This window comes from Rothia mucilaginosa (assembly GCF_049990865.1).
Classification (GTDB): domain Bacteria; phylum Actinomycetota; class Actinomycetes; order Actinomycetales; family Micrococcaceae; genus Rothia; species Rothia mucilaginosa_I.
In genome coordinates, this window is sequence record NZ_CP188231.1 from 1,204,224 (window position 1) to 1,218,431 (window position 14,208).

Genomic DNA, 14,208 nt, shown 5'->3' on the forward strand with positions numbered 1-14,208 from the left:
ATAGTTACTTAGTGGTTTTATTCGCAGCAGCGCGAACAGGGATGAGTCCATAGGAGAAGTCGCGGTTCCAGCGGTACAGCACCTTCTGACGCGTCGTAGGGTTCAGAAGATACATGTAATCCACCGCAAATCGACCGTAGTCAAAGGCAATACCTTCGGAACGGAGCAGAGTAATCAGGCTCCGCAAGTAATGCTGGCGAGCGTTCTCCGTCTGAGCAGTCAGCAGAGAATCAAAACGCTTCTTCATCGAAGAAGTAGTCTGACTGACCAAACGACCGACTGCCTGGCCGAAAGAAACACCCGCAACATGCATAGGCTGGTTCTGCGCCTGCTGGTGCAACGCGAAAAGAGTCAAAGCAGTGTACGCGGCATTCTCCGCATTACTCGGTTGGTCGCCCTTGCCTCGGTACTCTTCAGGGATACCTTCAGTACCGTCTTCCTTCTCCAAGACGAATCCCCAAAGCTCAGGATGAGCCAAGGGCGGTTCGCCCGTTCCCCGGCGAAGCTTCGCCAGCTGTGCAGTAGCAGACGAAACACCGCTACTCTTCTGGTGGTAAAGGCGCATCACCTTTGCAGCAATAAACTGCTGCAGGTCATTCTGCGCAGTACGGTCACTCATTAGTGTCCTCCTGAGGTGAGTGAGAGGTAGAGGCTTGATAAGCCAAAGGGATGATCTTACGCAGACGCGCATGGAGCTGCCGTTCTGCGTGAGCAACACTGTAAAGAACTTCGTTCCCCGAAAGATCCTTACCAAAGAAACCAAGCATAGCCTTGGGCCCTGCACTATCAATAAGGATGTTCGCTTCATGCTGGATAGCGGTACGCACCAGACGCTGCCATTCTTCCTTCCTAGCGGAGATGTCCTCTGTTGCCCCCTGACCTGCAAGCCAGAGGCGGAAAGACTCCTCCATACGGTTAAGTACGGCTTCGGTAGCATCTGCACGGAATTCATATTCCCGACCTGCAGCACGCAACAAATTACCCGCAAACTGTCCCAGAGCAATTGCCGCGTCCATGGTTGCCTGAATATTTTCACGCACCATCTGGGACGCGCTCACGCCTTCATCAGTCAGCAGAGAAAGCTCAATGGTCATCGAGTCAGAAATAATGTTCTCAATCACGGCACTCTGGTTGCCGTACTCAACGCCTACCAGCTGAACCTGCACCTCCGCATCAGTCGGAAAGTACCTTCCCGAACCCAACTGACGAATCACAGGAGCAGGCTTATTCTGCTTCTCAGATTCCGGGGTGAGACGAGTCAGCAGAGCATCAGCTCCACGCCACAGGGTGCGTTCAGCCGAATGAGCCTGAGGCATCCACACCTGTTCAGTCTTCGACGACTGATTCTTGCTGTAGCGATAACCCGTCAGCGGGTCAGTATAGGTATTGCGGTCAAACCATTTATCACCATTAGCAACAAGGACCGAAGTTACGCGCTCGCCGTCATGATGCAGACGGATACGGCGTGACTGCCAGGTCAAAATCTCGCACATGCCACTCGCCGGCACCGGCTCATCCTTGTACTGAGCCGCAGGACCACCAGTGTACGCACGCGGTGCTGCAGTATCAGGCTCAGCACGCTCCCATACCGGGAGATCAAGCGCAAACGACTCATCATCAGTCAGCTGCTCGTAGTCGAGACTGTACAGCAGGGTTTCCATGATGTTGGCGCCGTGAACAATCACCTTACCGGTGGTGCCGTACCAACCAACACCCAGAGGGTAGCCCTTACCGCCCTTAACACGGGGGTCACCCACTGCGCCAGATTTAATACCGGAATAGTCCCAGGCTTGAATCGTCAGCAGGTAGCGTGCTGCCTCGGCAAAACTCAGAGAGTCCAAGGTCTTTTCAGCGCGAACCGAGAAGTACTCGCTCTCCGAGTCCAAAAGCAAGCGGCTAACAGGTTTCGTGTCTCCCTTAGCCGTACGCAAATCATGCACCTGCATAAAGGGGCGGTCACCGCCTACCAGCCAGAAACGGTCCTTGAAAATTTCAAGGTATCCCAGAACAGCCGCCAGATTGTCAGCATCAGGCTCTCGCATCTGGCGAATCCAAGGAGCCGCACCACCAAAGGTCTTAACGCCTTCGCTAAGAAAAGTGGCACGCGCAAAGATAATGAGCACAACACCCAAGATTGCAACATCGGTTAGCGGATTATCCGTTTGAATTCGGTCAATCTCATACACCCGTTTGAAGAAATCCTGGAGTGACAGCTCAGCAACCTCGCCCGTTTTCAGTCGAACCGGGATCCACGCTTCATCAACAAGATTGAAGCGGGGTTCTTCCAAGCTAGCCATTCGCACTCCTTTCATCATCGAAATCGGCTCATCGTCGTGTGACGAATGAGCAGTCATAAAAATGGTTTCTAGTCCACAATAGGAGTGGACCGTTAATTTAGCCTTGTCAGGGGGTTCTTGGTGGACCTCCAGCGGCTTGATAGTTCCACTATAGGAGCACCAAGAAGGTTAAGTCAAGTGAATCTACCAATTTATTAATACCTTTGATATTTTTAAGGTGTAGAATAAAACCGAAGCAACGGAAGCAGAATCCCCGCTAGCGCAGGGACCACATCAACCAATTTTATAAATACTGGCTCATCCCCGTCTGCTTCGGGGAACATACGCCTCGCACCGCAGCGAGGTACGCACTAGTCTACCGTCTAAGGAGAATCATGGCACCCGCCCCTGAGTATCTTTCAACACCTGAAACGGCATCATTCTGGGCAAAAACAGGAGACAAGGACTCCCCTACCCGCGGCCTCTCCCTCGTTCAGCACATGCTCGATGCTGGTTCTGTTGCCGCCCGACTCTGGGATACATGGCTCGCCCCGGGTCTACAGAAGCGATTCAGTGAGCACCTCCACCTGTCCATGGAAGATACGCGCGCGCTCGTATGCTGGCTTGCCGCCACCCACGACATGGGCAAAGCAACCCCTGAATTCTCCGGGCAGCTCGATGCACGACGCGACGAAAACCTCGCTATATACCGTCAGCGTATCGAGCAGCAGGACTTTGAGTTCCCTGAAGACCTTGTGACCCCCACTAGCGGTATGCGCTGCCCCCACAGTAAATACAGTCAAAGCATCCTCACTCACTTGCTCACCAGCAATGTCGAGGGCATGCCGAGTGAAGTTGTTGAAACTCTCGCAAGTATTTCCGGCGCGCACCACGGCACACCCGCAGACTATCTCTCTACATCCGCTGAACTGAGCAACGTCATTTTGGAGCGCCTCTCCCCCAAATGGCATGCCACCTGGCAGGAACTCTACGACATCACCCTGGAACGTTTCGGTGCATCCTCGGCGTTACAGCAGCTAGCACAGCACGAACAGGCTATCCCCGTCTCCGTGCAATTCTGCATTACCGGTTTCGTCATCATGTCAGACTGGATTGCTTCAAACCCTGATTTCTTCCCCATGGGCACCTTCGGTTCAGCCGAACAGGAACAGCGAGCGCGCATTGGTTGGCAGGCGCTCGGGCTTGAACAACGCTGGATCGCCGCGCTGGATACCGACCCCGACACCCCTGCAGCTGATCTCTACGCATCCCGTTTTGGGTGGAAGAATCCCACCCTACGCCCCATGCAGGAAGTCGTAGTCGAAGCGGCACGCTCCATGCAAAGCGGCGGCATGATGTGCATCGAAGCACCCATGGGTCAAGGTAAGACCGAAGCCGGTCTTATTGCTGCCGAGTTCCTGGCTCAGGCAACCGGTCGCACCGGCGTAGCCTTTGCGGCACCGACCCAGGCGACTTCTAATGCCCTCTTTGACCGTGTTACCGAATGGGTGAAATACCAGACAAACAATGTGGCACAAGAACACGGTGGACCTCTTGAACCGCACTCCATGTTCCTGGGCCACTCCAAGAACCGTTTCAACAAGTCCTATGAGGCGCTCTCCAAAGCAGATATTTTCGACGAGTCTTCTACCCCTGGGCGAGAAAACAACCGAAAAACGCTACGCCCTGGAACGTCTCTCGCGCGGCACAGCTGGCTCAGCGGTACGAAGAAGGGACTTCTCTCCAGCTTCGTCGTGTGCACTATCGACCAGGTTCTCATGACCGCACTGCAAGCACGGCATGTGATGCTCCGATATCTTGGCCTTGCGTCTAAGGTCATCATCATTGATGAGGTACACGCCTACGACGCATACATGAGCAAGTACCTTTCCGCTGCGCTCTACTGGCTGGGTCAAGTGAATGCGCCCGTCATTCTCATGTCGGCAACCCTGCCGTCAGCTACTCGTGATGATTTGATGAAGAGCTATGCCAAGGGCTTGAGGACTGGAGCAGAACCGAACAAGGTAACTGCTTCTGTTTCTACACAGCAGAATAATGACTTACTGGCTCGAATGATGGCGAATCTTGCGAAGCCTCAAGCACCTTCAGCACCTGCCGTGACTGAAAATTCTCCTCTTGATTTGGATTATCCCGTCATTCACACGCTCACCGCCGAAGACAACGGAACACCTAAGAAATGGAAGGTCGAACAACCCGTAGAGCAAACCGAAATCGAGTTGAAGCTCATTGACGACAGCCCCGAAAGCGTCCTGAACGTACTCGAACCGCTCGCCAATGACCACGGATGCGCCGCAGTCATCTGCAACACCGTTGGACGAGCTCAGGAAATGCACGCATTCCTGAGTGAACAGTTCGGTGAAGAGCACGTAGTCCTCACGCACTCTCGCTTTACCGCCACGCACCGCGCCGAACAAGAAGAACTCCTTGTCTCAAAGCTCGGCAAGAAGGCGCACTACAGCGAAGCTGACGGGGAGGATTCCTCGCGCCCGCACCGCCTCATTGTGGTGGGTACGCAGGTCATCGAGCAGTCACTTGACCTGGACTTTGATGTAATGATTACCGACTTCGCGCCGGTCGACCTGGTACTTCAACGCATGGGACGTCTGCACCGTCACGATAGCCGCAGCAGCTCAGAACGCACCCCCGCATACCGCAAACCGGTGTGCTACGTGCGAGGAGTTGAGACGTTCGGCTCGCACATTGAGGCACCCGACTTCCCGCGTGGATCCAAGGCAGTCTACGAGCCGATGATTCTGCTCAGCAGCTACGCACAGCTACTCCCCCACTTCGACGGTGAGCCGATTCGAATTCCGGCAGACATTAGCCCTCTGGTGCAGAAGACCTACCAGGAAAATGCGTCTGCTGAGATTCCTAGTGCTTGGGCAGAAGTCTACGAAAGCGCCAAGCAGGAGTACAAGAAGAGTAAAGAACAAGCCAAGGCCCGAGCTAAAGGCTATCTACTCTGTGCACCTCATGGTGACCAGCACACCATGGCGGACTGCATGAACCGCCTCCTCCATTCCAACGACCAGCGATTCTCCGACGAGCAAATCGGTGAGGCAAAGGTTCGCGACACCGACGCGTCCCTGGAAGTTATCGCAATCGTTGCGGAACGGAACCAACCGGGCAATCCCAAGAGCGCGATTAAAAGCTACCGGCTCTTGCCTTCCATCAACGGCACAGACGAGGCTGAATCTCTCCGCTTTGACGCTTCAGCCGATGACCCGCCGACTTACTGGCAGAGCATGCAACTTGCGGCTTCGTCGATTCGACTCCCCTACCAATACTCAGATGCACCCAACCACCGCATCAAGGGTCGGATACTCCGATTCGACGCTGCACTCGACCAGCTGGAGAAGGAACGCATCGAGAACTGGCAGAAATCATTCATGCTGGAGGGGCAGCTCATCCTACCCTTCGAAGAGGTCGAAGCAGGTGTGTACTCCTACACACTCTGCGATTACGAACTGGTGTACAGCACCCAGCTAGGCTTGCAGAGCTTCAAGCTTGATAACGAAGACTAGCCAAGACAAACAAAGACCCCCGCCCGGATCCTCTCGTGGAGCATCCGGCGGGGGCCTTTTGCATATAAAACTTTTCGGCGCAGTTCACGCATTCACGCTGCACGGTTTCGCAGCGTCAGGCGGCGGCTACTCAGATTCGCCGAGCATGCCCTCACGAGCCAACGCAGTCAAACGAGACACCGCACGGAAATACTTCTTCTGATAACCACCAGCCAGCATCTCCTCAGTAAACACCTTGTCAAAAGGCACACCCGAAGAAACAATCGGCAAGTCCTTGTCATACAGGCGGTCAGCCAACACCACAAAACGCAGCGCCACCGACTGCTCAGTAATCGGGTGAACATCACGCCACGCAATACCATCCAGGCCATCAATCAGCTGACGGTAACGCGACGGGTGCACCTTCGCCAGATGCTCCACCAGATCAGCGAAGTTATCAACACCAACAGTCTGGCCGCCGAACACTTCCTCAACCTTCGCATCAAACGCATCATCAGCAACAGGCTCCGGCGCAGCAGGCAGGCCACGGTGACGGAAATCCTCACCATCCACACGGTGCACCTCAAACTGCGAAGCAAGCACCTGAATCTCACGCTTAAAATCCTCAGCCGCGAAACGGCCCTCACCCAGCGCACCAGGCAACGTGTTCGACGTCGCCACAAGCTTCACGCCAGCATCCGCCAGCTCACGCATCAGACGAGACATGAGCACAGTATCACCCGGATCATCCAGCTCAAACTCGTCAATACACACCAGCTTGTAGCTGCTCAACGCCTCAACCGTCTTACGGAACGTCAACGCACCCACCAGGTTCGTGTACTCCACAAAAGTACCGAACGCCTTCGGGCCATCCACATAATGCCACAACGACGCCAACAGGTGAGTCTTACCCACACCAAAACCGCCGTCAAGGTACAGGCCAGCCTTCGTAGAATCCTTCTTCTTGCCACCAAACAGGCGACCAAAGAAACCGGCACCAGCGCCGCCACCATTAATCTTGTCGCCAAAATCCTTCAGCTTCTGCACAGCCTCAGCCTGCGACGGCTGATTCGGATCAGGAATGTAGCTATCAAAAGACACTTCGCCAAAACGCTCAGAGGGGCGGAAACCCGCCAGCAACTCATCAGCAGAAACACGAGGGATGCGGTCGGTCAAGTGTACGGTCGTGGTGGGCACAAAAACTCTTTTCTTCAGTGACGGCGATGTGACTTCCGCTTTAAGTGTAGTACTGTCTAACACCCCGCGTGAGCGGCATGAGTTGCCCGCCACATTACGGGCATGAGGAGGGGGTGGTGGGATATGCGGGAGGGGCTACTGGGCTGGGACGCGGAGGTCGGGAATGCGAGGGCATGGGCGTTCGGGTGCGGAGGCTGAGGTGGTGCGCTCCCCGGGCTGGGTCTGTATTCCTACTTTCTATTTTATTTTTCTGACAAATAAGATTATAATAAGGAGCGTTTATCTTCGGAGGTTTTTATGTCATTTCTATCAAAAAATTGGGCAGGACTGTCAGTCTGCCTGATCATTTCTATCATCTCTTGGGTTTTAGGAGGATTCCTGCCTGTTGTGGGAGCACCTGTTTTCGCCATTTTTATCGGAATGATTCTCCATCCCTTTCTCACTTCCTATACACAACTGGATGCCGGTTTGACTTATAGCTCCAAAAAACTGCTTCAGTATGCTGTTATTTTGCTTGGGTTTGGACTCAATATCTCACAAGTTTTCGCAGTTGGAACATCTTCCCTTCCTGTTATCCTTTCAACTATTTCAATTGCTTTGATTATAGCTTTCTTTTTCCAACGCTTTTTTAACCTTGATACAAAGCTAGCTACCTTGGTTGGAGTTGGATCTTCTATCTGTGGCGGTTCTGCCATTGCAGCGACTGCTCCTGTTATTCACGCCAAGGAAAAAGAAGTAGCCCAATCCATTTCTGTTATCTTTTTCTTCAATGTCTTGGCAGCTCTTATCTTCCCAACTCTAGGTTCTTGGCTCCATCTTTCCAACGAAGGTTTTGCTCTCTTTGCGGGTACTGCGGTCAACGATACTTCCTCTGTGACAGCTACTGCTAGTGCCTGGGATAGTCTTTACAATGCAAACACTCTTGAGCCTGCAACTATTGTCAAGCTGACACGTACTCTAGCTATTATCCCTATCGTTCTCTTCCTCTCCTATTATTGGCAAAGCCGTCAACAAGGCAACAGCCAAGGAGTGAAGCTTCAAAAAATCTTCCCCGTTTTCATTCTCTACTTTATCCTAGCTTCTCTGCTAACTACTCTTCTCACATCTTTCGGTGTCAGCACTAGCTTCTTTTCACCTCTCAAACAACTCTCCATATTCTTCATCATCATGGCTATGAGTGCTATTGGTCTCAAAACCAACCTCATTGCTATGATCAAATCCAGTGGAAAATCCATTCTTCTTGGAGCCCTTTGCTGGATTGCTATCATCCTGACTAGTCTTGGCATGCAATTACTCATCGGTATTTACTAAGAAAAAAGGGAGTCTAAAGGCTACCTCAGAACGTAGACAAATCAGATGGATTTTGGACTGTCGTTGGCTCGCTTTCTCAAGAGCAGCTGAAGGAAAAAGGGCTACTGAAATAACCCCATAACCATTGAGAAGCCACATGTGTTTCGAGAAGCCACTTCTTTGGTGGCTTTTCGAAACACATGTGGCTTTTCGCCGCACAGGTAGGTAGGTGGGTAGGTAGGCAGGTAGGTAGGCACATAGGCAGGTATCTGCGCAGGCTTGCCGGGGCACGCCTCCGGGACCCCGCCTCATAACCGGCTGCGGCCCCGCAAACCCACCCCACGGCGCATGGCGTCTTCCGTAAAATGGTGTCTATGGCTAAGAAAACTAAAGGTAAGAAGAGCGGCGCAGCAACCGCCGCCGTGGCACTGCTGACCGAGACGAACACCCCCTTCCAGATGCGCGAATACGAGCACGTTGAGGGCGTCACTTCCTTCGGTGAAGAGGCCGCGAAGAGCCTCGGCGCCTCCGAGGAGCAGGTGTTCAAGACCCTGCTGATTGTGCACGAGAAGGATTTCGCGGTCGCGATCGTACCGGTCTCTGGCAAGCTGAACATTAAGGCCGCTGCCGCTGCCCTGGGCTGGAAGAGCGCCTCCATGTGCGACCCGAAGGTCGCTGAGCGCCGCACCGGCTACGTGGTGGGCGGTATTTCTCCGCTGGGTCAGAAGACCCCCTCCCCCACCCTGCTGGATGAGTCTGCGCAGCTTTTTGACACGATCATGGTCTCTGGCGGTAAGCGCGGCCTGGATGTTGAGCTCGCCCCGGACGACCTGCTGAAGCTCACCAACGGCAAGTACGCTGATATCCGCGCGTAGCGGGAATAACCCGCCCGGCCGCGGCGTTACATATGTCGTAAGAGCCTGGGCATGAGAGCAAAGTGAAGGAGTCATGATGGGTAACTCGCTACCCGGCGTGGGTGCTATCGCCAAGAACTGGCGTGAAGTTCTCAAGCCTGAAGAATACGCTGTTCTGCGTGAGGGCGGCACCGAGCGCGCGTTCACGGGCGAGTATTGGAACACCCACACGGAGGGTGTGTATTCTTGCCGTGCCTGCGGTACGGAGCTGTTCCGTTCCGATCAGAAGTTCGATTCGCATTGTGGTTGGCCGTCGTTTTTCGCGCCGCTGGCTGAGGACCGTGTGCGTTATCTGGAGGATACGACGTTCGGTATGCGCCGTGTGGAGGTGCGGTGTGCCGCCTGCGATTCGCATCTGGGTCATGTGTTTGAGGGTGAGGGTTACCCGACTCCCACGGATTTGCGGTATTGCATTAATTCGGTGTGTCTGACGCTGACCCCCGCTAGTGAAGCACAGCCTGGCGATACCCCGGTTGACGGGACGGAATCCACCGAATAGACCCCGCCAATGCCCCCAGCAGGCACGCCGGTGAACCGCTTATTGTGAGTCTCTCTAAATTCGAGGCTTTAAGCTCGGGCGGGTAGAATGGCGTAGTGCCTTCGCGGGCACGCCACCCCGCCCGGGCTCGTGTTTGCTCGGGCGTACGCCTACCCGGGCATCTGGCGCATCGTACGGGCGCGTCGAACCAGACAGAGGAAAAGGATTGAGTGCATGAGTACCGCAGCTGAACAGAATGCCGCAGGCACCCCTCAGCTGACCCTTCACGGTATCGAAGTTCCGGACGTTGTTCCTCTGGAGGCCCCTTCCTCACCGATTCCGACTCTCATCACCACTGAGAGCGGTCTGCGTCGTGCCGCTGAGCAGTTGGCGGCGGCGTCCGGCCCTGTGGCTGTTGATACTGAGCGTGCTCAGGGCATCCGCTACGGTTCGCGTGCCTTTTTGGTGCAGCTTAAGCGTGAAGATCAGCTGTACCTGATTGACCCTGAGGCGTTCAAGGATTTGCGCATTATTAACGATGCTTTGGCGGATGCTGAGTGGGTTATTCACGCCGCGATTCAGGACTTCCCGAGCCTGGATATGCTCGGTATGCGCCCGAACCGCCTGTTTGATACGGAGCTTGGTGCGCGTCTTGCCGGTCTGGAGCGCGTGAACCTGGGTGCGACCGTTGAGGAGCTGCTCGGCTATAAGCTGGCGAAGAAGCACTCTAAGGAAGACTGGTCGCGCCGCCCCCTGCCGGAGTCCTGGCTGAACTATGCGCTGCTGGACGTTGACGTGCTCATTGATTTGCGTGACGCGTTGGAGGATTTGCTCCGCCAGCAGGGTAAGCTGCAGTACGCCCTGGAGGAGTTCGAGTACCTGTGCAAGACCCCGGTGAAGGATCCGACGGATCAGCCGGAGCGTTGGCGTAAGACGAAGGGCCGCACGATGTTGCGTTCGGTCAAGCAGCTGACGGCGCTGCGTAACCTGTGGCATGAGCGTGACTCGCTGGCACGTAAGAAGGACGTTGACGCGAAGCGTCTGCTGCCCGATTCTGCGATTGTGGAGGCGGCACGCACCATGCCGCGTAACGTGCCCGCTATCATGGCGATTCCCGGTTTTCAGACGCGCGGTTTGCGTCGTGAGGGCCCGCGCTGGGTGCGTGCTATTGCTGCGGCGGCACGCGGTGAGAACGCCGTACCGTTCACTTTGCCGTCGACCGCCCCGCCGCCGTTGAAGGCGTGGGAGTCTAAGCGCCCCGAGAACTTGGCGCTGTTCACCGAGGTTCGCCAGGCAATTGATGAGCTCTCTGAGAAGCTGACCATTCCGGCGCAGAACCTGATTACGACCGATTATGTTCGCCGCCTCTGCTGGGAGCCGCCGGCTCGTTTTGACGAGCAGACCCTGCGGGATGCGCTCGCCGAGTACGGTGCGCGTTCGTGGCAGACGGGTCTGGTTGCCCCCGTGATTGCGCCGATTTTTGCCCGCCACCTGGGGTAGATTTCACTAACGCTAAATAGACATGTGCCGGTTGGGTGTGTTGCTGATGCGACCACCCGACCGGCACTTTGTGTGCCTCGGAGTGTGTGGCGGGGGTTTGCCGCGGGATTGCACCTCAGGAGTTTGCATTGGGTGCAAATGCGAACAAAGCTTAGCCTGCTCTCATTCGATTTTTATCCCAAACCGGCATAGGGTGGAGAGAGTACACGAAAGGAACCATCATGCCCGCACCTAACGGATGCTGCCGCTCTCAGAAGGCATGCGCCTCCCCCACTGCATCTGCCGCCGTCGACACCGCAGTCGATACCGCAGAGATTGAATCTTCTGCTCGCGTCTTTTCCCGCCGCGCAACCCTTATCACCGGTGCCGTCGCATCCGGTGCGCTGCTCGCATCCTGCGCTGAAGGTGACTCCAACGTCACCGTACCCGAAGGCAGCGTAGAGATGGGCGCCGCCTCCGCAGTGGGCGTAGGTAAGGCGGCTAAGTTGACCCACGGCTCCACGACCGTTATCGTCTCCCAGCCCTCTTCGGGCGAATACAAGGCGTTCAGCACCGTCTGCACCCACCAGGGCTGCCAGGTGCAGGTGCAGGACTCCAACCGCATCGTGTGCCCCTGCCACGGCTCCGAATACGCCGTAGCTGATGGCTCGGTCATTCACGGCCCCGCTGAGGAGGCACTGACCAGCTACCCGGTGCAGGTGAAGGGCGGCAAGATTTTCGTCGCCCACACCAATAAGGACTCCTAAAACCTGTAGTTCAGAAGACGTACGGCAAAGCCCCGCCCATCACAATGGGCGGGGCTTCTTGCTGTATATACTGTGCCCGTCATTGACGGGTACTTGTCGCTGAGCACCTGCTATTGCGGCGCGCTACTGAGAGAAGCTCAGGCGGCACATCTCAGGTACGACCGCTTAGCGGGTGTGGCGCGGCTTCTGGCCCTCTTCACGAGCGAACGGCACCTTATCGCCAGCCAGCTGCGCACGCAGGTCCGCGATAATGGTTTCCGCGGTCAGACCGACCTCCTCAAGAATCTGCTCGCGGGAAGCGTGCGGAATGAACTCCGCAGGAAGACCCAGCTCGCTCAGCGCGGTATCCACGCCAGCCGCACGCATTTCCTGGCGGATGCGCGAACCCACACCACCGGAACGCACGCCGTCCTCAATGGTCACCACAATACGGTGATCACGAGCCAGCTCAATAACTGAAGACGGCACCGGCATCACCCAGCGCGGGTCAACCACGGTGGACTGGATACCCTCGGCGGCAAGCACCTTCGAAGCTTCCAAAGCCACGCGAGCCATAGCGCCCACGGCAACGAACAATACGTCACGCTGACCGGTCTCCGGGTGGGGTTCACCGGTGCGTGCCAGCACGTCCACACCGTCGCTGCGACGCTCCAGGGCGGGAATGTCCTCACCCACGGAGCCCTTCGGGTAACGAATCACGGTCGGTGCATCGTTGATAGCTACAGCCTCACGCAGCTCTTCGCGCAGGGTCGCGCCATCACGCGGAGCCGCCAGGTGCAGACCCGGAATGAACTGCAGCATCGCCAAATCCCACATGCCGTGGTGGCTTGCACCGTCCGGGCCGGTAATGCCGGAGCGGTCCAGCACCACGGTCACGCCCGCCTTGTGCAGGGCAACGTCCATGAGCAGCTGGTCAAAGCCGCGGTTCAGGAAGGTAGCGTAGAGGGCAACCACCGGGTGCATGCCGCCGTACGCCAGGCCGGCACTCATCGCCACAGCGTGCTGCTCAGCGATACCCACGTCAATAACGCGCTCGGGGTGGCGCTTCTGGAATTCGCGCAGACCCACAGGAATCAGCATCGCGCCGGTAATGCCGACGACGTTCTCCTGCTCATCCGCAATATCTGCGATTTCGCGACCAAAGACACCGGTCCACGACTCGGAGGTGCTGGTCGAAACATCCTCACCGGTCAGCGGGTCAATCTGGCCCACCGCGTGGAACTGGTCGTCCTCATTCGCGCGGGCGGGCGCGTAGCCGTGGCCCTTCTCGGTAATGGCGTGCACAATCACCGGGCCGGCGTAGTTCTTCGCCGCGGTCAGTGCGTTCTCCACAGCCTGCTGGTCGTGGCCGTCAATGGGGCCCACGTACTTCATGCCCAGGTCTTCAAAAATGCCCTTGGGTACGACGACGTCCTTAATGCCCGCCTTCATGCCGTGCAGGCCGCGGTACACCATCTGACCGACGGGGCCGCCGCGCTGCAGACCGATGCGCACCGCATCCAGGGCGTGGTCGTAGCGGTGATCGAGGCGCACACGATCCACCTGCTGCTGCACACCGTGCTTGAGCTCAGAGAGCTGGTTCGCGAAACCGCCAATGGTCGGCGCGTAGGAGCGGCCGTTATCGTTGACCACAATCACGACCTTGCGGGTGCGGTCGGCAGCAATATTGTTCACAGCCTCCCACGCCATGCCGCCGGTCAGCGCGCCGTCACCAATGAGAACCACGGTGTAGCGGTCATCCTCACCGTTGAGCTTGTGCGCGCGAGAAATACCGTCAGCCCAAGAAATCGAGCTGGAAGCGTGCGAAGAAGCAATAATGTCGTGCTCAGACTCGCCACGATCCGGGTAACCCGACAGGCCACCCTTCTGACGCAGAGTCTTAAAGGCGTGACGACCAGTCACCAGCTTATGCACATAGGACTGGTGGCCGGTGTCGAAAAGAATGTTGTCCTTGGGAGATTCGAAGACACGGTGAATGCCGAGGGTCAGCTCCACAACGCCCAGGTTCGGGCCCAAGTGACCGCCGGTCGCCGACACATTCGTCACGATGAACTGGCGAATCTCCTTAGAGAGCTCCTCCAGCTGCTCGTAGCTGAGGTTCTGCAGGTCCGCCGGAGACTGAATACCCGGGAGCAACTTGGCAGTGGCACCATCGCCAATGCTGTAGTCTGCGGTGGGTGCGCCACCGGCGGCGCTATTCGGGGTCTCCTCCTGCGGCAATGCGTTTTCAGCGGGCATACACCCACACTCCTCAAGGTTGGGGCACGGCTCATTCCGTGCGTT

At 56.4% G+C, this 14,208-nt stretch carries 10 protein-coding genes; 6 read left to right on the plus strand and 4 right to left on the minus strand.

Annotated elements, in window-relative coordinates:
• Nucleotides 1-4: 4 nt before the first annotated feature.
• Nucleotides 5-619 carry a type I-E CRISPR-associated protein Cse2/CasB gene (gene casB, locus ACP3RB_RS04720; protein WP_426698658.1) on the minus strand — a complete coding sequence of 205 codons (615 nt, stop codon included), beginning with the start codon at nt 617-619 and terminating at the stop codon, nt 5-7.
• The gene (gene casA, locus ACP3RB_RS04725) at nt 612-2,297 is read right to left on the minus strand and encodes a type I-E CRISPR-associated protein Cse1/CasA (RefSeq protein WP_426698659.1); all 1,686 of its coding nucleotides are present in this window, start codon (nt 2,295-2,297) and stop codon (nt 612-614) included. Before casA ends, casB begins: the two co-directional genes overlap by 8 nt.
• A 374-nt stretch (nt 2,298-2,671) precedes the next feature.
• Here casA and cas3 point away from each other — a divergent pair, with 374 nt between their 5' ends.
• On the plus strand, nt 2,672-5,821 hold the full coding sequence (cas3, locus tag ACP3RB_RS04730; RefSeq protein ID WP_426698660.1) for a CRISPR-associated helicase Cas3': 3,150 nt from the start codon (nt 2,672-2,674) through the stop codon (nt 5,819-5,821).
• Nucleotides 5,822-5,947: 126 nt separating this feature from the next.
• Here the strand turns inward: cas3 and zapE are convergent, their stop codons facing one another.
• The gene (gene zapE / locus ACP3RB_RS04735) at nt 5,948-6,997 is read right to left on the minus strand and encodes a cell division protein ZapE (RefSeq protein ID WP_049327058.1); all 1,050 of its coding nucleotides are present in this window, start codon (nt 6,995-6,997) and stop codon (nt 5,948-5,950) included.
• 297 nt (nt 6,998-7,294) lie between these two features.
• On the opposite strand from zapE, the gene ACP3RB_RS04740 reads away from it, so the two are divergent.
• The 5 genes from ACP3RB_RS04740 (at nt 7,295) to ACP3RB_RS04760 (ending at nt 11,925) form a co-directional block, all read left to right on the plus strand.
• On the plus strand, nt 7,295-8,308 hold the full coding sequence (locus tag ACP3RB_RS04740) for a YeiH family protein (RefSeq protein WP_426698661.1): 1,014 nt from the start codon (nt 7,295-7,297) through the stop codon (nt 8,306-8,308).
• A gap of 353 nt (nt 8,309-8,661) precedes the next feature.
• Nucleotides 8,662-9,162, plus strand: coding sequence for a Cys-tRNA(Pro) deacylase (gene ybaK, locus ACP3RB_RS04745; RefSeq protein WP_049340583.1), 501 nt, complete (start codon nt 8,662-8,664; stop codon nt 9,160-9,162).
• A gap of 76 nt (nt 9,163-9,238) precedes the next feature.
• Nucleotides 9,239-9,700 carry a peptide-methionine (R)-S-oxide reductase MsrB gene (msrB, locus tag ACP3RB_RS04750; RefSeq protein WP_314644684.1) on the plus strand — a complete coding sequence of 154 codons (462 nt, stop codon included), beginning with the start codon at nt 9,239-9,241 and terminating at the stop codon, nt 9,698-9,700.
• Nucleotides 9,701-9,913: 213 nt separating this feature from the next.
• The gene (locus ACP3RB_RS04755; RefSeq protein ID WP_426698662.1) at nt 9,914-11,179 is read left to right on the plus strand and encodes an HRDC domain-containing protein; all 1,266 of its coding nucleotides are present in this window, start codon (nt 9,914-9,916) and stop codon (nt 11,177-11,179) included.
• A 221-nt stretch (nt 11,180-11,400) separates the two neighbouring features.
• A complete protein-coding gene (locus ACP3RB_RS04760; protein WP_294631321.1) occupies nt 11,401-11,925 on the plus strand; it encodes a Rieske (2Fe-2S) protein in 525 nt (174 codons plus the stop codon).
• A 165-nt stretch (nt 11,926-12,090) separates the two neighbouring features.
• Here the strand turns inward: ACP3RB_RS04760 and dxs are convergent, their stop codons facing one another.
• Nucleotides 12,091-14,163, minus strand: coding sequence for a 1-deoxy-D-xylulose-5-phosphate synthase (dxs, locus tag ACP3RB_RS04765; protein WP_426698663.1), 2,073 nt, complete (start codon nt 14,161-14,163; stop codon nt 12,091-12,093).
• Nucleotides 14,164-14,208: the final 45 nt, after the last annotated feature.